The organism is Chitinophaga ginsengisoli (assembly GCF_003014595.1).
In the GTDB taxonomy this organism is placed as follows: Bacteria; Bacteroidota; Bacteroidia; order Chitinophagales; family Chitinophagaceae; genus Chitinophaga; species Chitinophaga ginsengisoli.
Genome location: NZ_PYGK01000009.1, coordinates 60,431 through 84,606 on the forward strand (window position 1 = coordinate 60,431; position 24,176 = coordinate 84,606).

Annotated in this window: 9 protein-coding genes; 4 read left to right on the forward strand and 5 right to left on the reverse strand. The window is 49.5% G+C overall.

Annotation, left to right across the window (positions count from 1 at the left end; translation table 11 throughout):
* Nucleotides 1-101: 101 nt before the first annotated feature.
* Entirely contained in the window at nt 102-17,753 is a 17,652-nt protein-coding gene (locus tag CLV42_RS20775; protein WP_146154445.1) for an HYR-like domain-containing protein, read from the reverse strand.
* A gap of 440 nt (nt 17,754-18,193) precedes the next feature.
* Here CLV42_RS20775 and rpmI point away from each other — a divergent pair, with 440 nt between their 5' ends.
* Together rpmI and rplT are read left to right on the forward strand one after the other, a co-directional pair.
* On the forward strand, nt 18,194-18,391 hold the full coding sequence (gene rpmI, locus CLV42_RS20780) for a 50S ribosomal protein L35 (protein WP_089788140.1): 198 nt from the start codon (nt 18,194-18,196) through the stop codon (nt 18,389-18,391).
* A gap of 49 nt (nt 18,392-18,440) precedes the next feature.
* Nucleotides 18,441-18,785 (forward strand): 50S ribosomal protein L20, encoded by a 345-nt coding sequence (gene rplT, locus CLV42_RS20785; RefSeq protein WP_089836384.1) that lies wholly within the window; start codon nt 18,441-18,443, stop codon nt 18,783-18,785.
* Between the two features lie 299 nt (nt 18,786-19,084).
* Here the strand turns inward: rplT and ispE are convergent, their stop codons facing one another.
* The 4 genes from ispE to CLV42_RS20805 all read right to left on the reverse strand — a co-directional run bounded on the left by ispE (nt 19,085) and on the right by CLV42_RS20805 (nt 22,453).
* The gene (ispE, locus tag CLV42_RS20790; protein ID WP_106603869.1) at nt 19,085-19,906 is read right to left on the reverse strand and encodes a 4-(cytidine 5'-diphospho)-2-C-methyl-D-erythritol kinase; all 822 of its coding nucleotides are present in this window, start codon (nt 19,904-19,906) and stop codon (nt 19,085-19,087) included.
* A gap of 64 nt (nt 19,907-19,970) precedes the next feature.
* Nucleotides 19,971-20,573 (reverse strand): bifunctional nuclease family protein, encoded by a 603-nt coding sequence (locus CLV42_RS20795; protein ID WP_106603870.1) that lies wholly within the window; start codon nt 20,571-20,573, stop codon nt 19,971-19,973.
* Between the two features lie 104 nt (nt 20,574-20,677).
* Nucleotides 20,678-21,643, reverse strand: coding sequence for an electron transfer flavoprotein subunit alpha/FixB family protein (locus CLV42_RS20800; RefSeq protein ID WP_106603871.1), 966 nt, complete (start codon nt 21,641-21,643; stop codon nt 20,678-20,680).
* Between the two features lie 69 nt (nt 21,644-21,712).
* Nucleotides 21,713-22,453: an electron transfer flavoprotein subunit beta/FixA family protein gene (locus tag CLV42_RS20805; RefSeq protein ID WP_106603872.1), complete on the reverse strand. Its 741-nt coding sequence runs from the start codon at nt 22,451-22,453 to the stop codon at nt 21,713-21,715.
* Between the two features lie 51 nt (nt 22,454-22,504).
* Here CLV42_RS20805 and CLV42_RS20810 point away from each other — a divergent pair, with 51 nt between their 5' ends.
* Nucleotides 22,505-22,813, forward strand: a complete 309-nt coding sequence (locus CLV42_RS20810) for a tetratricopeptide repeat protein (RefSeq protein WP_089836394.1) — start codon at nt 22,505-22,507, stop codon at nt 22,811-22,813.
* A 10-nt stretch (nt 22,814-22,823) separates the two neighbouring features.
* Nucleotides 22,824-24,164 carry a tRNA lysidine(34) synthetase TilS gene (gene tilS / locus CLV42_RS20815; RefSeq protein ID WP_106603873.1) on the forward strand — a complete coding sequence of 447 codons (1,341 nt, stop codon included), beginning with the start codon at nt 22,824-22,826 and terminating at the stop codon, nt 24,162-24,164.
* The last annotated feature ends 12 nt before the right edge of the window (nt 24,165-24,176 follow it).

A 24,176-nucleotide genomic window follows, 5' to 3' on the forward strand; every position in this document is an offset into this window, starting at 1 on the left:
TACCTATCAGGTCCAAATTAACTAAAATTAACATATCAGACAAAAAGAAAGGCGCCCCGGAATAACCGGGACGCCTTTGCCTATTGTACTTTACACTTCTACTATCTGATAGCGGTTACTTCACCTTTCACGATATTCACTGCACCACCGAGTACCTTCTTGTAGCTCAGCAACCAAACGTAAGTACCATTTTCAACCAGGGCGCCTTTGTATCGGCCATCCCATCCGTTCTTCTGGTCTTTACTGAGGAAGATCAGTTCACCCCAACGGTTGAAGATACGTAAGTCGTAATCATACATCGGACCTCTCACGACTGGTTTGAAGACATCGTTATGTCCGTCACCATTCGGCGTGAAGCCGGTTGGGAAGTGTGGCTCAGCCTCACATGGTTTGTAGCTTACTACAATCTGGTCAGATACGGATCCGCATTCGTTAGACACTGTTACAGTGTAGGTTCCGGGACCGGTTACCTTGAAGGTAGATCCAGTAGAACCATCCTGCCAGCGGATTGTGTTACCAGCGCCGCCATTTACTTTCAGTGTCAGGTCTTCACCGATACACAGTGTGGTGTCACGACCCAGGAGTATGTCAGGAATACCAGCCACAGTTACATTCACACTATCCATGGTTATTCTTGAACAGAACCTGTCCATAACAGACACTACATATTTACCAGGCATTACTATTTCTCTGATCGGAGTGGTTTCACCATCATTCCAGAGGTAAGAGATCGCATCAGGGTTGCTGGCATCTACTACCACGCGTCCACCGGTACAGAACTCTCTGTCTGGTCCGAGATCAATATTCAGATCAGGTCTTTCAGTTACAGTCACCTTATCGTTCACCACACAACCATCGCGTGTTACGGTGACGTCATAGGTGCCTGCTTTCGTTACAACAATTGAAGTAGTGGTTTCACCAGTGCTCCAGCGTACGCTACCACCGTCTGGTTCAACGGTCAGCAGCAGGGTTTCATTCGGACAAATCTCTGTATCATCAGTCAGCGTGATCACAGGAGGCGTACCTACTGTTACAGTTGCTTCTTCATGAGTAGTACAGCCTTTCAGTGTAACGTCTACACTGTAAGTGCCCGACATGTTCACCACAATGGAAGCGGTGGTTTCACCAGTGCTCCATACATAGGTAGCACCCTGTACGTAAGCGTTGAGTTTCACGGACTGGCCTTCACAGATCGCAGTATCCGGGATGTTCACGACAGGAGGTATATTCACTGTTACATTGATCGCATCTGAAGTAGTACAGATACCATTTGAAACAGTTACGGTATAAGTGCCGGCCGTTGTTACGTCGATGGTCTGGGTAGTTGCACCTGTTGACCAGCGGATACCGTAAGCGGCGTTGGCGATACCAGCATCCAGGGTAATGCTGCTTCCTTGACAGATAGCGACATCAGCACCCAGATCAACCACTGGTTTGGTTACATACTGCAGGTCGTAAGTGATCGGATCAGAAACACAACCTGTTACACCGTCGGTTACGATGAAGGTAGCCTGTGTAGCACCGTTCAGGTCGAACACGTTGCTGGTTTGAGTCAGCGGTGTGCTTACTGCGGTAGCAGGAACTACGCTCACCAGGGTGAATTTAGGCTTGCTCACCTTGTTCTGCAGCATGATGGCAAACTTGGTGTTGTTAGAACAGTTAGCAGGCAGTTGAGGATCCAGTGCCGGTTTAGGACAAGGATTCACAGTGATTGTCTGCACACGCTCGATCGCCGCATTGCCACATGCATCGGAGATGGTCCATCTTCTTGTGATGGTATAACCGGCACACAGGTCAACTGTAAACGGATCCTGTGTCATAGTTGCCTTCTTAGGGAAGGTAGCATCACAGTTGTCACGTGCATACAGGGTAGCAGCAGCAGGGACAGCATCACCACAATTCAGTGTTACGTTTGCCGGAGCAGGATCGATCACTGGTTTGGTAGTATCCGTTACTGTTATTACCTGCTGGATGGTAGCGGTATTGTTACATTGGTCCTTAGCAGTCCAGATGCGGATCAGGCGGTAGTTGCTTGCGCATGCACCAGCGATGGTTTCGCGTGTCTGGGTGTAAGAGATCTTCACAGCGCTGCAATTGTCTGTAGCCTTCAGGTTTGTTGGCGGAGCAGGAACTGCATCACAGCTTACTGTGGTATCGGCAGGAGGTATTACGGTGAATACCGGCCTTGTTGTATCCTGTACAGTGATCACCTGTTGCATAGTGGCAGTGTTACCACAATTGTCGATGGCTGTCCAGGTACGTGTTAATCTATAGTTGCTGGTACATACAGAAGAGAGGAACTCTTTCTTCTCAGATACCTTCACTGCTACGGAAACAGTACAGTTGTCTGTGGCTGTTATAGCGGCTACTGCTGGTACTTTATCGCAATCAACAGTGATAGCCGGAGGCAGTGACATAGAGAATCTAGGCTTGATCGTATCCTGTACAGTGATGGTCTGCGTCAGTACGGCTTTGTTACCGCAAAGGTCAGTTGCTGTCCAGGTACGGATGATCTGGTAGTTGTCAGTACATCTGCTACCGGAGATATTCTTACGTACATCAACCGGTGTTACAGTGATAGTACCAGGCGTACAGTTGTCTGTAGCGGTCAGCGGTTGGCCTGCAGGTACCTTATCACAATCAACCGTGATATTGGCAGGAGCAGGGTTGGTGAACACAGGAGGTGTCATATCCCTTACGGTGATCACCTGTCTGAGTGTATCGCTGGCATTACCGCATGCATCCACAGCAACCCATTTACGGATCAGCTGATAATTGCTTGCACATGCACCTGGCTGATCAACTCTTACTTCGATCGGAACGATATTCAGTATACCGGTACAAGCATCGTTTGCTGTCAGGTTTACTGCCACAGGTACTTTATCACATTCTACAGTGACGTTGGCAGGAGCTGTACTTGTGAATACAGGTGCAGTTCTGTCTACCACTGTGATGGTCTGCTGTGCCTGAGTGGTCAGACCGCAACGGTCAGTTGCTGTCCATGTACGCATGATCGTGAACGTACAAGCGTCAACAGTTACAGTTACATCGTTATGCGTTACGCTCAGTGGCTCGTTGTTATAAGGAGCGTGACTGAATACCGGCGTACCGAATTTGGTAGTGTAGTCAGTACCCTGTACGCAATCCACTGTCAGCGGACCAGGTACGGATATCACAACAGGCGGAACGTTCATCAGGGTCAGCATGACTGCGTTGCTGATGTTGCCTGTACATGCACCTGACATTACCACACGTCTGTACCAGGTATTCTGTGTGATCATTGGAGGAGTAAAGGTTGCATTTGTGCCGTTGGTAGCCACATTTACGAAGCCGGTAGTAGCATTTGTGGTGCTTACCTGCCATTGGTAAGTGAAGGTACCGTTACCACCACTCAGGGTAGCGCCCTGCAGGGTAGCAGGAGTCTGGTTAGCACAAAGCAGCTGATCTGCGGTGATGGTGTTACCCAGGATTGCACCCTGGTTAGTCAGCACCACATCATCAGGAACTGAAGTACATGTTCCGTTAGTGATCGTCCAGCGGAGGGTTACTGTACCACCGGCAGGTACTGTCACTTTCGTAGATGCGCTGTGTATATCAGCGATAGTAGCCGTACCACTTACAATGGTCCATGTACCGGTAGCGGTAGCAGGAGAAGGCATATTAGCCGACATTGTAAAGTTTGGATCGTCACAATGAGTCTGATCTGCACCTGCAGCCGCGTTAGACGGCATCTGGTGGTTGGTCAGTATCACATTGTCCGTTGTGGTACAAGTACCGTTTTTGATAGTCCAGGTAGCTGTTACAGTTACACCCGCAGGTACTGTAATGACAGCATTCGGATTGTTCCAGTCGGTAGCAGCGATGCTTGCAGTTGTACCTGCAGGCAGGCTCCATGTACCGGTACCAACAGAAGGAGTGTTGGCAGCCATTACGAAACGGTCGTTATCACAATGTGTCATGTCACCACCAGCGTTAGCAGCAGTTGGCTGTGCGTAGTTGGTCAGCACAACATCATCGGAAGTTACACAGGTACCATTTCTGATAGTCCAGGTAGCTATTACCGTTACACCGGCAGGTACATTGATCGCAGCATTTGGATTAGTACTGTCGGATACAGCGAATGAAGCAGTAGTTCCGGCAGACAGGCTCCATTTACCCACACCTACAGATGGTGCGTTAGCAGCCATTCTGAAGGCTGGCGTGTTACATTGTTCCTGGTCAGGACCAGCAGCAGCAGCCGTTGGTTGCTGATAGTTGGTCAGTGTTACGTTATCGGTGGTTGTACATACTCCGTTGCGGATAGTCCATGTAGCTACTACGGTTACACCGGCAGGTACATTTATTACAGCATTCGGGTTAGTACTGTCTGCAACCGCGAAGGAAGCAGTAGAACCAGCAGGCAGGCTCCATTTACCTACACCTACAGATGGCGTGTTGGCAGCCATGGTGAAAGTAGGAGTGTTACACTGTGCCTGGTCAGGACCGGCAGCAGCAGGAGCTGGTGCAACGTAGTTGGTCAGTTTTACAGTATCAGCAGTGCTACATACGCCGTTGGTAATCGTCCAGATAGCCTGAGCTGATTGACCCGCAGGTACGTTGATCACCGCATTTCTGTTAGTGCTGTCAGCCACAGCGAAGGAAGCTGTAGATCCAGGTACCAGGCTCCATTTACCCACGCCTGCAGATGGTGCAGCAGCAGCCATCGTGAAGGTTGGTGTGGCACATTTTTCCTGGTCAGGACCAGCAGCAGCAGGAGCTGGTGCTACATAGTTGGTCAGTACTACATCGTCAGTAGCCACACATGTACCATTTGTGATAGTCCAGCGGAGTGTTACCGTAGTACCGCCATTTATGGTGATGGTAGCGCTTGGGTTGTTTATACCAGCCGCAGGGAAAGTGAATCCTGCAGGAGTAGAAGAAACAACGCTCCATGCACCTGTTCCTACAGTTGGCGCGTTAGCAGCCAGCGTGAAGGAAGGAGTATTACATTTTGCCTGATCCGGGCCGGCAGCCGGCGTTGTTGGCAGCGCATTGTTAGTCAGCACAACATCATCGGTAGAAGTACATATACCGTTAGTGGTAGTCCAACGCAGTGTTACCGTAGTACCGGCAGGTACTGTGATGGTCGCAGTCGGGTTGTTTACACTAGCAGCAGGGAATGTAAATCCGGCAGGAGAAGAAGAAACTACGCTCCATGCACCTGTTCCAACAGTTGGTGCGTTAGCAGCCAGTGTGAAGGAAGGCGTATTACATTTTATCTGATCAGCACCAGCAGCAGCAGTTGTTGGCGGCGCATCATTTTTCAGTACTACATCGTCAGAGAGAGAGCAGGTACCGTTAGTGATAGTCCAGCGCAATGTTACTGTTGCACCAACAGGTACAGTGATGGCAGCAGTTGGGTTATTCACGCTCGCCGCAGGGAAAGTAAATCCGGCAGGAGTAGAAGACACCACGCTCCATGCACCTGTTCCTACAGTTGGCACATTAGCAGCCAGTGTGAAGACAGGAGTGTTACATTTTGTCTGATCAACACCAGCGTTCGGAGTGGTTGGCGTCGCATCATTCTTCAGTATTACCGCATCGGAAACGCTACAAGTACCATTTACCACTGTCCATGTAGCAGTTACAGTTACACCGGCAGGAACATTAATTACTGCGGTTGGGCTGTTCTGCTGACCAGCAGTGATGGTAGCAGTAGAACCAGCAGGCAGTGTCCAGGTACCTGTCTGACCAGCAGCAGGCACATTGGCCGCCATGGTGAAGGCAGGTGTGTTACACTTGGTCTGGTCTGCACCAGCATTAGCAGTTGGCAGTGCGTCGTTCTGCAGGATCACCTGGTCAGAAACGCTACAAGTACCATTTACTACTGTCCATGTAGCTGTTACGTTTACACCGGCAGGAACATTGATTACAGCGGTTGGGCTGTTCTGCTGACCAGCGGTGATAGTAGCAGTAGTACCAGCAGGGAGTGTCCATGTACCAGTACCTACGGCAGGTGTATTAGCCGACATGGTAAAGGCAGTAGTGTTACACTTAGTCTGGTCTGCACCTGCGTTAGCAGTTGGAAGTGCATCGTTAGTTAATATCACTGCATCAGAAGTGGTACAAACACCGTTTGTGATCGTCCATGTAGCTGTTACGGTTACACCGGCAGGTACATTTATTACCGCATTCGGGTTAGTACTGTCTGCAACCGCGAAAGAAGCAGTAGAACCAGCAGGCAGGCTCCATTTACCTACACCTACAGATGGCGTGTTGGCAGCCATAGTGAAGGTGGTAGTGTTACACTGTGCCTGGTCAGGACCGGCAGCAGCAGGAGCTGGCGCAACATAGTTGGTCAGTTTTACAGTGTCGGCAGTGCTACATACGCCGTTGGTAATCGTCCAGATAGCCTGAGCTGATTGACCCGCAGGTACGTTGATCACTGCATTTCTGTTAGTACTGTCAGCCACAGCGAAGGAAGCTGTAGATCCAGGTACCAGGCTCCATTTACCCACGCCTACAGATGGTGCAGCAGCAGCCATGGTGAAGGCAGGTGTGTTACAGTTTTCCTGGTCAGGACCAGCAGCAGCAGGAGCTGGCGCCACGTAGTTAGTCAGTATTACATCATCAGAAGTTACGCATGAACCATTTGTGATAGTCCATGTAGCAGTTACAGTCACACCCGCAGGTACGTTGATCACTGCATTCGGATTAGTACTGTCAGCCACAGCGAAGGAAGCAGTGGTGCCTGCAGTCAGGCTCCATTTACCTACGCCTACAGATGGTACGTTGGCCGCCATAGTGAAGGCTGGCGTATTACATTTTTCCTGGTCAGGACCCGCAACAGCAGGTGATGGCATTTCATCATTTGTCAGCAGCACGGTGTCAACAGAAGGACAGGTACCATTGGTGATGGTCCAGATAGCTGTTACAGTAGCACCTGTTGGTACATTGATCACAGCATTTGGTTTGTTTTCATCACCCGGAGTGATAGTACCAGGAGATCCTGCAGCCAGTGTCCAGGTACCGGTAGCACCAGGAACATCAGGAGCGTTTGCTGTCATAATGAATGTAGGAATGTTACAATCACGCTGATCAGGGCCTGCATTAGCAGGAGATGGTGTCAGGAAGTTGGTCAGTGTAACTTCATCGAAGTTCTCACACAGACCGTTTTTCATAGTCCAGCGGAGGACAGCAGTAGCACCGTTTGCAACAGTGATATGCGCCGCAGCCAGGTTCTCTTCACCGGCCTTGATTGTAGCTGCACCGCTGATTACGGTCCAGGTACCTACAGCTCCAGGCACAGTTGGTGTATTTGCAGCCGTTACGAAGTCACTACCAGCACATTTAGACTGGTCAGGACCTGCATCAGCTACATCAGGTTCTGCGAAGTTGGTCAGCACCACATCATCGCTAGTAGTACATACCCCATTGGTGATAGTCCATCTCAGTGTCAGGACAGTACCCGCAGGGATGCTGAGACTTGCAGCAGGGTTATTCACCTGAGCTGCAGGGAAAGTAAAGCTGGCAGGGGATACTACAGTCCATGTGCCGGTTGCACCAGCTACAGACGGAGCATTGGCCGCCAGGGTAAAGGTCGATGTATTGTTACATTCCTGTTGGTCAGGACCTGCATTAGCGGCAGCCGGAGCAGCATCGTTAGTCAATATCACATCGTCGCTTAACGTACAGGTACCGTTGGTGATCGTCCAGCGCAATGTTACCGTTGTACCGGCAGGTACATTGATAGTTGCGGTTGGGTTGCTCACACTGGCAGCAGGGAAAGTAAATCCGGCAGGAGTGGAAGATACCACGCTCCATGCACCTGTTCCAACAGTTGGCGCGTTAGCAGCCAGTGTGAAGGAAGGTGTATTACATTTTTCCTGGTCAGGACCAGCAGCCGGAGTAGTTGGCTGCGCGTTGTTGATCAGGATAACATCATCTGTAGAAGTACAGCTTCCGTTGGTGATCGTCCAGCGCAGGGTCACAGTAGTACCGGCAGGTACGGTGATGGTAGCAGTAGGGTTGCTTACGCTCGCAGCAGGGAAAGTAAATCCTGCAGGAGTAGAAGATACCACGCTCCATGCACCTGTTCCAACAGTTGGTGCGTTAGCAGCCAGCGTGAAGGAAGGATTATTACAGTTTTCCTGGTCAACACCAGCAGCAGCCGTTGTTGGCGGAGCATCATTTGTCAGTACCACATCGTCTGTGAGAGAGCAGGTACCGTTAGTGATAGTCCAACGCAGCGTTACTGTTGAACCAACAGGAACAGTGATAGCAGCAGTAGGGTTGTTCACGCTCGCCGCAGGGAAAGTAAATCCTGCAGGAGTAGAAGATACTACGCTCCATGCGCCCGTTCCTACAGTTGGTGCATTAGCAGCCAGTGTGAAGGAAGTGTTGTTACATTTTGTCTGATCAGCGCCAGCATTCGGAGTTGTTGGCGGCGCATCGTTTGTCAGTGTTACAGTAGAAGAAACGCTACAAGTACCATTTACCACCGTCCATGTAGCTACTACAGAAGTACCAACAGGTACATTGATCACAGCAGCTGGGCTGTTAGCCTGACCAGCGGTGATGGTAGCAGTAGAACCGGCAGGCAGTGTCCATGTACCGGTCTGACCGGCAGCAGGCGTGTTAGCCGCCATGGTGAAGGTAGTCGTGTTACACTTAGCCTGGTCAGGACCAGCAGTAGCGGTTGGCAGTGCGTCGTTCTTCAGCACTACAGCAGAAGAAACGGAGCAGGTACCATTTACGACAGTCCATGTAGCAGTTACAGTTACACCAGCAGGAACGTTAATTACTGCGGTTGGGCTGTTCTGCTGACCAGCAGTGATTGTAGCAGTGGAACCACCAGGTAATGTCCAGGTACCAGTCTGGCCAGCAGCAGGTGTATTAGCTGCCATTGTGAAGGCAGTGGTATTACACTTGGTCTGGTTAGGACCAGCTGTAGCTGTTGGTAGTGCATTATTAGTTAATGTTACCTGAGATGAAGTGGTACAAACACCATTGGTGATGGTCCAGGTAGCCACGACGGAAGTACCGGCAGGAACATTGATTACTGCGGTAGGGCTGTTAGCCTGACCGGCAGTGATAGTAGCGGTAGAACCAGCAGGCAGTGTCCAGGTACCGGTACCTACGGAAGCAGCATTAGCCGCCATCGTGAAGGCTGTGGTGTTACACTTGGTCTGGTTAGGGCCTGCATTGGCTGCAGTTGGCGCTACATAGTTGGTGAGTATTACATCATCAGTAGATGTACAGCTACCGTTAGTGATGGTCCAACGCAATGTTACCGTAGTACCAGCAGGTACGGTGATAGCCGCTGTTGGGTTGTTTACACTAGCAGCAGGGAAAGTGAAACCAGCAGGAGAAGAAGAAACTACGCTCCATGCACCTGTTCCTACTGTTGGCGCATTAGCGGCCAGCGTGAAGGCAGGTGTGTTACACTGAGACTGGTCAGGACCAGCAGCAGCTGTAGTAGGAGGAGCATCATTTGTTAATACAACATCGTCAGTCAATACGCAGGTACCGTTAGTGATCGTCCAGCGGAGTGTCACAGTAGTACCGGCAGGTACGGTGATGGTAGCAGTTGGGTTGCTTACGCTCGCCGCAGGGAAAGTAAATCCTGCAGGAGAAGAAGAAACAACGCTCCATGCACCTGTTCCAACAGTTGGCGCGTTAGCAGCCAGTGTGAAGGAAGGTGTATTACATTTTTCCTGGTCAGGACCAGCAGCCGGAGTAGTTGGCTGCGCGTTGTTGATCAGGATAACATCATCTGTAGAAGTACAGCTTCCGTTGGTGATCGTCCAGCGCAGGGTCACAGTAGTACCGGCAGGTACGGTGATGGTAGCAGTTGGGTTGCTTACGCTCGCAGCAGGGAAAGTAAATCCTGCAGGAGTAGAAGATACCACGCTCCATGCACCGGTTCCAACAGTTGGTGCGTTAGCAGCCAGCGTGAAGGAAGGATTATTACAGTTTTCCTGGTCAACACCAGCAGCAGCCGTTGTTGGCGGAGCATCATTTGTCAGTACCACATCGTCTGTGAGAGAGCAGGTACCATTAGTGATAGTCCAACGCAGCGTTACTGTTGAACCAACAGGAACAGTGATAGCAGCAGTAGGGTTGTTCACGCTCGCCGCAGGGAAAGTAAATCCTGCAGGAGTAGAAGATACTACGCTCCATGCGCCCGTTCCTACAGTTGGTGCATTAGCAGCCAGTGTGAAGGAAGTGTTGTTACATTTTGTCTGATCAGCGCCAGCATTCGGAGTTGTTGGCGGCGCATCGTTTGTCAGTGTTACAGTAGAAGAAACGCTACAAGTACCATTTACCACCGTCCATGTAGCTACTACAGAAGTACCAACAGGTACATTGATCACAGCAGCTGGGCTGTTAGCCTGACCAGCGGTGATGGTAGCAGTAGAACCGGCAGGCAGTGTCCATGTACCGGTCTGACCGGCAGCAGGCGTGTTAGCCGCCATGGTGAAGGTAGTCGTGTTACACTTAGCCTGGTCAGGACCAGCAGTAGCGGTTGGCAGTGCGTCGTTCTTCAGCACTACAGCAGAAGAAACGGAGCAGGTACCATTTACGACAGTCCATGTAGCAGTTACAGTTACACCAGCAGGAACGTTAATTACTGCGGTTGGGCTGTTCTGCTGACCAGCAGTGATTGTAGCAGTGGAACCACCAGGTAATGTCCAGGTACCAGTCTGGCCAGCAGCAGGTGTATTAGCTGCCATTGTGAAGGCAGTGGTATTACACTTGGTCTGGTTAGGACCAGCTGTAGCTGTTGGTAGTGCATTATTAGTTAATGTTACCTGAGATGAAGTGGTACAAACACCATTGGTGATGGTCCAGGTAGCCACGACGGAAGTACCGGCAGGAACATTGATTACTGCGGTAGGGCTGTTAGCCTGACCGGCAGTGATAGTAGCGGTAGAACCAGCAGGCAGTGTCCAGGTACCGGTACCTACGGAAGCAGCATTAGCCGCCATCGTGAAGGCTGTGGTGTTACACTTGGTCTGGTTAGGGCCTGCATTGGCTGCAGTTGGCGCTACATAGTTGGTGAGTATTACATCATCAGTAGATGTACAGCTACCGTTAGTGATGGTCCAACGCAATGTTACCGTAGTACCAGCAGGTACGGTGATAGCCGCTGTTGGGTTGTTTACACTAGCAGCTGGGAAAGTGAATCCAGCAGGAGAAGAAGAAACTACGCTCCATGCACCTGTTCCTACTGTTGGCGCATTAGCGGCCAGTGTGAAGGCAGGTGTGTTACACTGAGACTGGTCAGGACCAGCAGCAGCTGTAGTAGGAGGAGCATCATTTGTTAATACAACATCGTCAGTCAATACGCAGGTACCGTTAGTGATCGTCCAGCGGAGTGTCACAGTAGTACCGGCAGGTACGGTGATGGTAGCAGTTGGGTTGCTTACGCTCGCCGCAGGGAAAGTAAATCCTGCAGGAGAAGAAGAAACAACGCTCCATGCACCAGTTCCCACAGTTGGCGCGTTAGCAGCCAGTGTGAAGGATGGAGTATTACACTTGGTCTGATCAGCACCAGCGTTCGGCGTCGTTGGCAGTGCATTGTTTGTCAGTACCACATCGTCAGTAGAAGTACATGTACCGTTAGTAGTAGTCCAACGCAGTGTTACCGTAGTACCGGCAGGTACAGTGATGGTAGCAGTTGGGTTGTTTACACTAGCAGCAGGGAATGTAAATCCGGCAGGAGCAGAAGAAACTACGCTCCATGCACCTGTGCCTACAGTTGGCGCGTTAGCAGCCAGTGTGAAGGAAGGTGTATTACATTTAGTCTGATCAGCACCAGCAGCAGCAGTTGTTGGTGGCGCATCATTTGTCAGTACCACATCGTCTGTGAGAGAGCAGGTACCGTTAGTGATGGTCCAACGCAATGTTACTGTTGTACCAGCAGGTACAGTGATGGCAGCAGTTGGGTTGTTCACGCTCGCCGCAGGGAAAGTGAATCCTGCAGGAGTAGAAGACACCACGCTCCATGCACCTGTTCCTACAGTTGGTGCGTTAGCAGCCAGTGTGAAGGCAGATGTGTTACATTTCGTCTGGTCTGCACCAGCGTTTGGCGTGGTTGGCGGAGCATCGTTCTTCAGTGTCACGACGTCAGAAACGCTACAAGTACCATTAACCACTGTCCATGTAGCTACTACAGAAGTACCAACTGGTACATTGATTACTGCGGTTGGGCTGTTCGCCTGACCGGCAGTGATAGTAGCAGTAGAACCACCAGGCAGTGTCCATGTACCGGTCTGACCGGCAGCAGGCGTGTTAGCCGCCATGGTGAAGGTAGTCGTGTTACACTTAGTCTGGTCAGGACCAGCAGTAGCAGTTGGCAGTGCATCGTTCTTCAGCACTACAGCATCAGAAACGGAGCAGGTACCATTTACGACAGTCCATGTAGCTGTTACGGTTACACCGGCAGGTACATTAATTACTGCGGCTGGGTTGTTCGCCTGACCAGCAGTAATAGTAGCTGTTGACCCACCAGGCAGTGTCCAGGTACCGGTACCTACAGCCGGCGTATTGGCTGCCATGGTGAAGGCAGTAGTGTTACACTTAGTCTGGTCAGGACCAGCAGCAGCTATTGGCAGTGCATTATTAGTTAACGTTACCTGAGATGAGGTAGTACAAACACCATTGGTGATGGTCCAGGTAGCTACCACAGTTACACCGGCAGGCACATTAATTACTGCGGCAGGGTTGTTCGCCTGACCGGCAGTGATAGTAGCGGTAGTACCACCAGGCAGCGTCCATGTACCGGTACCTACAGAAGCAGCATTAGCCGCCATTGTGAAGGCGGTAGTATTACACTTGGTCTGGTTAGGACCTGCATTGGCAGCAGTTGGCGCTACATAGTTGGTCAGAATAACATCATCAGTAGAAGTACAAGTACCGTTAGTGATGGTCCAACGCAGTGTTACGGTTGTACCGGCAGGTACAGTGATAGCAGCGGTTGGGTTGTTTACACTGGCCGCAGGGAAAGTGAAGCCAGCAGGAGTAGAAGAAACTACGCTCCATGCACCGGTTCCAACAGTTGGCGCGTTAGCAGCCAGCGTGAAGGCAGGTGTGTTACACTGAGACTGGTCAGGACCAGCAGCAGCTGTAGTTGGCGCAGCATCATTCTTTAATACAACATCGTCAGTTAATACGCAGGTACCGTTAGTGATGGTCCAGCGGAGCGTCACAGTAGTACCGGCAGGTACGGTGATGGTAGCAGTAGGGTTGCTTACGCTCGCCGCAGGGAAAGTAAATCCTGCAGGAGCAGAAGAAACAACGCTCCATGCACCAGTTCCCACAGTCGGCGCGTTAGCAGCCAGCGTGAAGGAAGGTGTATTACATTTAGTCTGATCTGCACCAGCGTTCGGCGTTGTTGGCAGCGCGCTGTTAGTCAGAATAACATCATCAGTAGAAGTACAAGTGCCGTTTGTGGTAGTCCAACGGAGTGTTACCGTAGTACCGGCAGGCACAGTGATGGTAGCGGTTGGGTTGCTTACGCTCGCAGCAGGGAAAGTAAATCCTGCAGGAGCAGAAGAAACAACGCTCCATGCACCTGTTCCAACAGTTGGCGCGTTAGCAGCCAGTGTGAAGGAAGGTGTATTACATTTAGCCTGATCAGCACCAGCAGCAGCAGTTGTTGGCGGCGCATCATTTGTCAGTACCACATCGTCTGTTAAAACACAGGTACCGTTAGTGATGGTCCAACGCAGTGTTACTGTTGTACCAGCTGGTACAGTGATGGCAGCAGTCGGGTTGTTCACGCTCGCCGCAGGGAAAGTGAATCCTGCAGGAGTAGAAGACACCACGCTCCATGCACCTGTTCCTACAGTTGGTGCGTTAGCAGCCAGTGTGAAGGCAGATGTATTACATTTAGTCTGGTCTGCACCAGCGTTCGGCGTAGTTGGCGGTGCATCGTTCTTCAGAGTTACGGTAGAAGAAACGCTACAAGTACCATTTACCACTGTCCATGTAGCTACTACGGAAATACCGGCAGGTACATTAATTACTGCGGTCGGGCTGTTCGCCTGACCAGCAGTGATGGTGGCAGTAGTACCACCAGGCAGTGTCCATGTACCGGTCTGACCGGCAGCAGGCGTGTTAGCCGCCATGGTGAAGGTAGTCGTGTTACACTTAGTCTGGTTAGGACCAGCGTTCGCCGTTGGCAGTGCATCGTTTTTCAGCACTACGGCATCTGAAACGGAGCAGGAACCATTTACCACAGTCCATGTAGCTGTTACGGTTACACCGGCAGGTACATTAATTACTGCGGCTGGGTTATTCGCCTGACCAGCAGTGATAGTAGCTGTTGACCCACCAGGCAGTGTCCATGTACCGGTACCTACAGCCGGCGTATTGGCTGCCATGGTGAAGGCAGTAGTGTTACACTTAGTCTGGTCAGGACCAGCAGCAGCTGTTGGCAGTGCGTCGTTTTTCAGTATTACCTGATCGGAAGTTGTACAAGCACCATTGGTGATGGTCCATGTAGCAGTTACCGTTACACCGGCAGGCACATTGATTACTGCGGTTGGGCTATTCGCCTGACCTGCAGTGATAGTGGCAGTAGTACCACCAGGCAGTGTCCAGGTACCAGTACCTACCGAAGCAGCATTAGCTGCCATGGTGAAGGCCGTGGTGTTACACTTGGTCTGGTCAGGACCTGCATTGGCAGCATTAGGTGCCTGGTATACGGTTACAGTAGCGCTCGCACAGGTTGTGTTAGAACATGATCCCGTAGTTTCCGCGCGTACATAATAAGTAGTGGTAGCACTCACCGCTACAGTAATGGTTGTACCGGTACCGATTGGGGCACCTACACCACAACCTCCGGCATACCATACCCATGTTCCGTTTGGTGTACCGTCAGCTTTCTGTCCCAGGCTTCCACCCACAACAGTCAGCGTGCTTGTACCGGAAGTACAGATATTAGGTGAACCTACTGTTATTCCCGTAGGAGCTACAGGAGGCGTTTCTACGCTCACAGAGAATGGAACGGTAGAATCACAACCTGCATTCAGGCTATTTTTGTAGCTCAGGTTGAAGTTATATACGCCAGCGGCAGTACCCACAGGATAGTTCACTACTATTGGCCATATAGTGATTGGCTGGTTGGTAACAGCAGTAAATCCTGGAAGGGCAGGAGTACCGGCAGCAATACTGTAAGTGTCGGGGTTACCTGTTGTAGACACGGTATCAATTGAGAAAGTACCGGATGAGTTACAGGTAACTACGGCAGGCTTAAGTACGACTGACGGACGAGCCGTTTTATGCAGTACAACAGTATCTATACTTGGCGTACAATTCGCAGCATTCGTGATAGACCATGTCAGCACGATATCCTGGGGATTTGCCAGAGAGGTTACAGTTGTATTATATGCATGAATGTTTGCGATGGTGGCACTACCGGAGATGAGTTTCCATGTACCGGTTTCCGCATACGGGCCGGTCAATGTTCCATCCGGTTTGCTGGCATTCATCGTAAAGACGTTGCTGGCACACATTGTAGTATCGCGACCTGCATCACTGAAGGTTGGATCATACAGCAGTGTTACTTCAACAAAATCGCTGCTTGAGCAGGAAGTGTTGGCTGTAGCCTTCACAGTCCACTTGAACCTTACTGTGATACCACCTTTTTTCAGTGTCACCCTTGTTTTCGCAAGGTTCGGGAACTGAATGGTCGCATAATCTTTGAAGTTAGCAGCAGTAAGCGCCGGATCAGCACCAGGTCCCCACAGGGTATCTATCGTCCATACACCGCTTTCGCCGGCATTCAGCGTTGCAGCCATGGTAAAGAGACCGGAAGGGTTCGTGCTGGCGCAGGCCAGTTGATCTGGTCCGGCATTAGCAACCGGCACAGGTGTTACATTAACAATGAATGGAGCAGATTGTACCTGGCAGACATTACCTGGGTCTTTTACAATTACAGTAAAGACGCCTTGTGCAGGTGTGTTGATCTGTACCTGTGTCAGCTCGGTCATACCATCGTACTGAGGCAGCGGTGTAAGTACACCTCCCGCATCAGGACCCTGGTACCAGTTAATTACCTGTCCGGCCAGTGCGTCATTGATACGGATATCAACAGAAGAACCGGCACAGATATTCTGTGAAGTGGAAATTACGTCTACAACAGGTTTATCAATAGAACTGATAAACGCTTTGTTTGAGTCCACACACGTATGTCCGTCCGCATAATCCACATAACCATACACCATAATAGTGGTGTCACCGGTTACCTGGATGGTACGGGTAGCGCCTACATATCCTGGCAAGTCTCTCCAGGTGAACCTGTCGAAACCTCCGGATGCCTGTAATTCAACAAATGCTCCCGCGCAGACCTGGCTCTTCGTGAGGTACAGCGTCGGCATCGGTAGTATCGTCAACCGGACGTATTCCGAGGGCGAGGCACACGTGACGGCGTCACTTCCCGCTTCGTAAATTCGGACACGGAAACGGTAAGACGTAGGAACGGTCCTGGTACCTTTCAGCTGACCCGGACCGATTACGAGATCTTTGGCAGTATTAGTACCAAAAGGTACGTTGACCCATGTGAGACCTTCGTCATCACTCATCTCCCACTGGTAGTTCGGATTTACGAAGTAGTTGGCGGGAGTATAATTGGAAGTAAGTGTGATCGGAGCGCCTTCGCAGACAACCTCCGCCAGGTTATCAGTTTTACCTTTAATGGAAGCTGTGATAGTCGGGCTACAATATGCAAATTCGATATCGTCAATCGCGATATCGTTACCACAACCACCAGGCTTGTTATTAATGATAAGTACTTTAACTGAGTCGATGCTGGGAGGAACGGTAAATGATCCTCCGTATTTCTGCCAGGACGACTGAGGAACACTCAGGTCCATTGACACGTTATAAGTAGGAAAGTTGGCCAGAATCTGGCTTGGGTTGGCGGCATTCACCACCTGGAAGGTTACCCCGGCATATTGATAACCGGATACGCAACCACTTTCAAAAACGCCGATGGGGTTGATATTTATCAACCACGCACTAAAATTATAAACCGAACCTTTACAAAGGCCGGTAACGGTTTTTTGATAAAATTTGCTTGGCTGGTAAGCGGAGTTGGCCACCAACATACCGCCCCGGGTATTACCGGTGTGGTCCGTGTTGTTGACCCAGTCGCCTTTGAGCTGTGTGTTATTGGATATTGAATAATAGTTATCCGCCAGGTCTCCGGTACCCTGATAGGCGTAGGTCACCACGCCATTAACTGGGTAGGGTTGACGAACAATACCAGAGCCGGGCATTGTTCCGAAGTTCTCGAAAAAGCCCGGTTTGTCATTCGCTTCGTTGGAACCGCATGTACTAATAGTACAATCCATTGCAACGATCTTCTTGACCTGAGTGGAGGTTTTGGCGACCCCGTTATCCGTGTAAGGAAGGGTGATCGTAAGGGTATAGGTACCCGGTACGAGAAACTGCAAGGTCAGCGACTTGGTCTTTGTCAGTTTATCCGACTTCAAGACTGCAGACGAATTCCCTGTATAAAGAACTTCATAGTCAGCTGCACTACCTGTCGGGCCGGCTATGGCCCACGAGGCTTGCTGCGTTACCTTATATCTATTAGAGGTAACGACCATTGCGTTGACGCTGAGATACTTGGTCTGCCCCGCCGTACTACTGGCGGTTGAGATACAGACCGTATCCGGTGTGTTAACATATATGGTCTGCGCCTGCACTATTCCGATAGCGCAGCACATCATCATATATAATAGGATTAGAATCTTTTTCATCAGTAGGTGTTTTGTGAAAAGAGTATCAGAAATGAGGTGATCAGACGTCACGCCAACTGACAGATTTACAATGTCTTACCGATCGATAGGATTTCCAATCCTGCACCGGAATGGCTTTTTGAGAAGTGTAAAGTGTTTCCATAGGCTTGATCATTTTTTTTACTTGATATGGCTAAGAAATGAGACTATTTTAAAATTAAAATTAGAACTAATATAGGAAATATAAAAAATGTGTATATATTCTAAAGCGATAATTGGAAGAATAATTGGAAATAAGAGGGTGGGGGGAATTTGATATTCAGTATCTTAACAGGGTGAAAAAAAAGTTTAATCAATCGTATAAAAGTTATCCACACCCTTAGGACGTTAATAATTATTTTATATCGGCCGTTTGTTGTTTAAAATAATTACCTACCTTTGCAGACCAAATTTGATGTAAGATGCCCAAAGTAAAGACTCATTCCCGGGCGAAAAAAACCTTTAAGGTGACCGGGAGCGGACAGATTAAGCGGTATAATGCCTTCAAAAGTCACCTGTTGACCAAGAAGTCTACCAAAAGAAAACGCCACCTGAGAGGTAGCAGCCTTGTTAGTTCAGCTAACCTGGACCTGGTAAAAAGAATGCTTGCTCTCAGATAATGAGATGTGGTGTTGTAATTAATTATTAACCTGATCAAAAAGCACTATAATGCCTCGTTCAGTAAATGCAGTTGCTTCCCGGGCCCGCAGGAAGAAAATATTAAAGCAGGCCAAAGGCTTCTACGGTAAAAGGAAAAATGTATATACCGTAGCCAAGAACGTATTGGAGAAAGGTCTTACATATAGCTATGTAGGCCGTAAACTCAAGAAAAGAAACTACCGTCAGCTGTGGATCGCTCGTATCAACGCTGCTGCAAGAGCAGAAGGTATGACTTACTCTGAGTTTATCCATAAATTGTCTGAGAAGAATATCGACCTGAACAGGAAGGTATTGGCTGATCTGGCAATGAATGAACCAGCAACTTTCAAGAGCCTGATCGCTTCCGTTAAATAAGCGATCAAGATTGTAAGATAAATACTTTGTAGCCGGTGTTGAGTGCAATGCCGGCTATCTTGTTTTTAGGAATCACCCCAGGCTACAAACAAATGATCCCGGGGTTATCACCCCAGGCTACAAACAAATGGACTCCTACGGAGTCCTATTGACGCGAGTGATTTAGTCATGATGATTGCATGATATTCTAGTCCTATAGTACGTATTGAAGCGCTTATAGCTTTCGTAAAATAATTCTATCGCGACTGGAAGATGAATATTCAAATGTCAGGGGCTTCCGTGAGATGGGGGCATAACGATTATAAGATAAATACTTTGTAGCCGGTGTTGAATATAATGCCGGCAATTTTATTTTTAGGAAAGATCCCTACAAATGCCGACCCGCTTCCACTCATGGTCGCATATACCGCACCTTCTGCATATAATTTATCTTTAATGGCTGCCAGCTCAGGATGAGCCTCCAGCACAGGCGCTTCAAAATCGTTTGTGATCGTATGCCGCCATGTTTCCACCGGTTGTAGTATGTTTTCCCGTAAAGATAACGCCGGCACCATCGGTGTAATACGGCTAAACGCCCAGCCCGTATTGATGTGGACGCCCGGATATACCAATACAAAAGACCAGCCGGACAGATCCAGGTCGATCGGTGTCATGATCTCACCTCTGCCAGTCGCGTAACAAGGTTTGTTCTGAATAAAGAAAGGACAATCGCTTCCTAGCTGCGCGGCATAACGTAGTAACTGCTCCTCCGTAATACCCAGCTGAAAGCGGCTGTTCAGCAATTGCAGCATAAACGCAGCATCTGCAGATCCTCCGCCTAATCCAGCCCCGATAGGGATATCTTTATGCAGATGAATGTCAACCTCCGGAAGGGCAGGGAAGTCCTGTTTTAGCAGGTGCCAGGCCTTCAGGCAGAGATTATCTGCACTGTTGCCGGGAACTGCAATACCGCTGGTGGCAAACTGCAGGTTACCGGGACTGATCACCTCCAGGGCATCTGTCAGCGGTAGCGGATAAAACACTGTTTCCAGCTCATGGAAGCCGTCAGGCCGTTTGCTGACTACATGCAGGCCCAGGTTGATCTTACAGTTCGGGAAGACGATCATGGTATAAAAAACCATAAACCATAGGAGCACTATGGTTTATGGATCGTTTATTTTGTAATAGTAAATGCAAGAATATTTATCAGCGGCTCTTACGGCTGTTGATCTCGTCGCGGATAGCGATGGCGCGGATGTAATCTTCCTGTTCCAGCACTTCCTGCAACAGCTGTGTAAGCTCGTCCAGGTTCAGAACTTTGAGGTCGTCTTCCGCTCCTTTTTCATGTTCTGAGATGGTGGGAGTAACGGGCTTTACACCGCTCTTCTTACCGGCAGGATCATCGAGCAGGATACCTGCGCTGTTAAGGATATTTTCGTAAGTAAAGATCGGACAGCCAAAACGTACAGCCAGTGCGAGGGCATCGGAGGTACGGGAGTCTATCTCTATGGTTTCTTCATTACTATAACAGATCAACTTAGAATAAAAAATTCCTTCCTGCAGGTTACTGATCACCACTTCATGCAGCTCTATATTAAAAGCATTCATAAAGTTTTTCATCAGATCATGTGTAAGTGGGCGGCTGGGTTGCATTTTTTCTAACGCCACAGCGATGGCTTGTGCTTCAAACCCGCCAATTACAATAGGGAGGCGGCGCAAACCGTTCACCTCTCCTAATACTACGGCGTAAGAATGTGTTTGCGTAATGCTGTGCGATAAAGCAACTATTTCCAGTTCTATTTTTCTCATATCTGTCCTGCGTTGTCGCTGAATATTTTATAAGAACGTGAAGTTAGAAAAAATATTCCTTATCTAAAAAACAGATAATAAGTAAGCGCTAGTTAGCACCTTACTTACTTCATTTGCTTTATGGCCGCAGTTAATTTCGGAACTACCTCGAAGGCATCCCCTACAATACCATAATCAGCTGCTTTAAAGAAAGGCGCTTCGGGGTCTTTATTGATGACCACGATCACTTTACTACCGTTTACGCCAGCCAGGTGTTGGATAGCGCCGGAGATACCGATCGCAATATATAGATTGGGGCGTACGGTTAACCCTGTTTGTCCTACGTGTTCATGATGCGGGCGCCAGCCGGTATCTGCAACGGGTCTGGAACATGCGGTAGCTGCACCCAGTGATTTTGCCAGGTCTTCTACCAGTCCCCAGTTTTCCGGTCCTTTAAGGCCCCGGCCGCCGCTTACTACAATGTCGGCTTCTGTGAGTGGCACCTCGCCGCTTACTGTTTCCACACTGCTTACTTTCACCTTGAAATCAGCATCGCTGATAGCAGGGGAGAAGGTTGCTACTGCCGCTTTTGCAGCTGTTGGTTCCAGTGCAAAGGTGTTGGGCATAACAGCGATCACCTTCACTGCGGTATTGATACTGACGTTGGCAAATGCCTTGCCGGAAAATACGCTTTTCTTTACCACAAAACCGTTGCTGGTATCGGGCAGTGAAACTGCTCCGGATACAAAGCCGGCCTTCAGGCGTGCAGCCACACGAGGTGCTACCGCTTTGCCATCAAAATTATGTCCGAATATCACTACCTGCGCAGCTTCCTGTGCTACTGCATCGGCGATGATCTTAGTAAATACGGTTCCTTCCACTTCATTCAGCCGGGCATCTGCAACATGTAATACTTTGGCTGCGCCATAATTACCCAATGCCTCCAACTCTTCGTTAGCTGCTGTACCCAGCACCAGCGCAGTAGCTGTAGTGCCCAGTTGCTGTGCTACTTTCGCGCCATATTGTACTGCTTCGAATGCTACTTTTTTTATCTTACCGTGAGCCTGATCTGCGAATATTAAAACTGACATGTGTTGACGTAGAATTTAAATACTTAAAAATAGAGCTTAAAAGAAAGGTTGTTGCATGCGGTTCAGCGATCAGATCACTTTTGCTTCGTCATGCAGTAATTTTACCAGTTCATCCACATTATCGGGGCTGATGAGCTTTACGCCTGCTTTTGCCGGTGGCAGTTCAAAACTGCTGACGGTAGTCAGTGTATCAGCTGCAACAGGTTCTACTACTGCCAGCGGTTTAGTGCGGGCCGCCATGATACCACGCATACCGGGAATGCGCTGCTCAGCCATTCCTTTCTGACAGGATACAACAACGGGCAGTGTTACTTTTACGACCTCTTCTCCGCCTTCTATTTCACGGTTGATCGTTGCTTCAGTACCATTCAGCTCGAATTTTGCTGCGATAGATACATAGGGAAGATCCAGCAGTTCAGCTACCATACCTCCGATGGCTGCGCCGTTATAATCGATGGTTTCCTTTCCTGTAAAGATCAGGTCATAGGCCTGTTTGCGGGCATGTTCCGCGATCTGTGTGGCGATATAGAAACTATCCTGGCTATCTGTATTGATACGGAATGCTTCGTCTCCGCCCAATGCCAGTGCCTTGCGGATGATTGGCTCCGTATCGGCTCCGCCGGCGGTTACCAGGTGTACGGTAGCTCCCAGGGTTTCTTTCAATTCCAAAGCACGGACCAGGGCATACCATTCATCGTAGGGGTTAATGATGAATTGTACACCCGCTTCATTGAATTTCGTGTTGTTGTCTGTGAAAGCTATTTTTGCAGTCGTGTCCGGAGTTTTACTGATACAAACTAAAATCTTCATGGCCTAAACTGTTTGGTTTTTAAAAGCGGTATGAGCAAATATATTTAAATAATGGATAGAATAGCCAGGATAAAGGAATTTCTTAAAGACAGCCCGAATGACAGCTTTCTTAAGCATGCGCTGGCCCTTGAATACATCAAGATCGGCGATGACAGCGCCGCCAGGTCGCTGTTTGAAGAGCTGCTGGCATATGAACCAGGCTACGTAGGCTCCTATTATCACCTGGGCCGCCTGCTGGAACGGGCGGGCCTTCCACAGGAGGCCATTGCCGTATTTGAGAAAGGCATGCAGATGGCGAAAGAAGCCAATGACAGGCATGCCTATAACGAATTACAAGCTGCATTGGATGATCTCATTTAACCACCCGTACATGGATTTACTCACAGGTTTTACTGCATATATAGAAAAGGAAGAGCTGTTTACGCGCGATCATTCCATGCTGCTGGCCGTCAGCGGGGGAGTGGACTCCGTGGTGATGGCCCACCTTTTCAGGGCCGCGGGCTTTACCTTCTCCATCGCTCATTGTAACTTTCAGCTGAGGGGAGAAGAGTCCCTCCGGGACGAAGCCTTTGTAGAAGACCTGGCAGCACGTCTGCAGGTGCCCTTCTATAAAGTACGCTTTGATACCCTGGCCCACACTACGACGCATCGTGTATCCATCCAGGTAGCCGCCCGTCAGCTGCGTTATGAATGGCTGGAACAGACCATGGTGAAGACTGGCTGCGACTTTATCGTAACAGCCCACCATATGCAGGACAGCGCAGAGACGGTACTGATGAACCTCAGTAAAGGCACCGGTATCGCTGGCCTGCACGGTATTTTGCCTAAACAGGCATACCTGGTGCGCCCCCTGTTGTTTGCCCAGAAAGCAGATCTGCAGGCCTATGCCGACGAACATGATATCAGCTTCGTTGAAGACAGTTCGAATATTACCGTCAAATATACACGCAATTTTTTCAGGCATAAGGTGATTCCCGTCATACAGGAAGCTTATCCTGGTGTGGTAGCTAACATCGCAGGCAGCATCATTCGTTTTCGCGAAGCAGAGATACTATATGCACAGGCGGTCGAAAAACATATCAAAAGACTGGTAGAGCAAAAAGGTAACATGTACATGATACCCGTGCTGAAACTACAGAAAACAATCCCTATGGAAACCGTTGCCTGGGAAATATTCAGGCAATATGGCTGCACACCCGCACAACTGCCACAGGTACTGGAACTGCTGCAAAGCAGCTCAGGAAAACTGGTGGAGACAGGTTCACACCGTATTATACGCGACAGGCAATGGCTGCTCGTTACACGGTTGGCAGAAGAAGAAGAAGCGTCGGTCATTGTGATCGAAAAAGACCGTACTGCCGTAGCTACAGCAAACGGTTTACTCAGGCTGAAGACGGGCGAAAGAAAAGAGACTGCGGGCATCCCCACAGCTTCCAATATCGCCTGCCTGGACAGGCATTCGCTGCAGTACCCTTTAATACTCAGAAAATGGAAACAGGGTGATTACTTCTATCCTTTAGGTATGCGGAAGAAGAAGAAGCTGAGCCGTTTTTTTATCGACCAGAAATTATCACTCCCCCAGAAAGAGCATACCTGGGTTTTGGAGTCGGCAAAGCGGGTAGTATGGATAGTAGGATTGCGGATAGACGATAGGTTTAAGATCACCGATCAGACAAAAGAATTGCTGACGATAGAATGGGAGGCCTTATAACGGCTTCTCTTT

Excerpts from the sequence above, each read along its gene's own strand:
- CLV42_RS20775 (WP_146154445.1), bottom strand. The coding sequence starts at position 17,753 with ATGAAAAAGATTCTAATCCTATTATATATGATGATGTGCTGCGCTATC.
- CLV42_RS20810 (WP_089836394.1), top strand. The coding sequence starts at position 22,505 with ATGGATAGAATAGCCAGGATAAAGGAATTTCTTAAAGACAGCCCGAAT.
- CLV42_RS20805 (WP_106603872.1), bottom strand. The coding sequence starts at position 22,453 with ATGAAGATTTTAGTTTGTATCAGTAAAACTCCGGACACGACTGCAAAA.
- rplT (WP_089836384.1), top strand. The coding sequence starts at position 18,441 with ATGCCTCGTTCAGTAAATGCAGTTGCTTCCCGGGCCCGCAGGAAGAAA.
- ispE (WP_106603869.1), bottom strand. The coding sequence starts at position 19,906 with ATGGTTTTTTATACCATGATCGTCTTCCCGAACTGTAAGATCAACCTG.
- CLV42_RS20795 (WP_106603870.1), bottom strand. The coding sequence starts at position 20,573 with ATGAGAAAAATAGAACTGGAAATAGTTGCTTTATCGCACAGCATTACG.
- rpmI (WP_089788140.1), top strand. The coding sequence starts at position 18,194 with ATGCCCAAAGTAAAGACTCATTCCCGGGCGAAAAAAACCTTTAAGGTG.
- CLV42_RS20800 (WP_106603871.1), bottom strand. The coding sequence starts at position 21,643 with ATGTCAGTTTTAATATTCGCAGATCAGGCTCACGGTAAGATAAAAAAA.
- tilS (WP_106603873.1), top strand. The coding sequence starts at position 22,824 with ATGGATTTACTCACAGGTTTTACTGCATATATAGAAAAGGAAGAGCTG.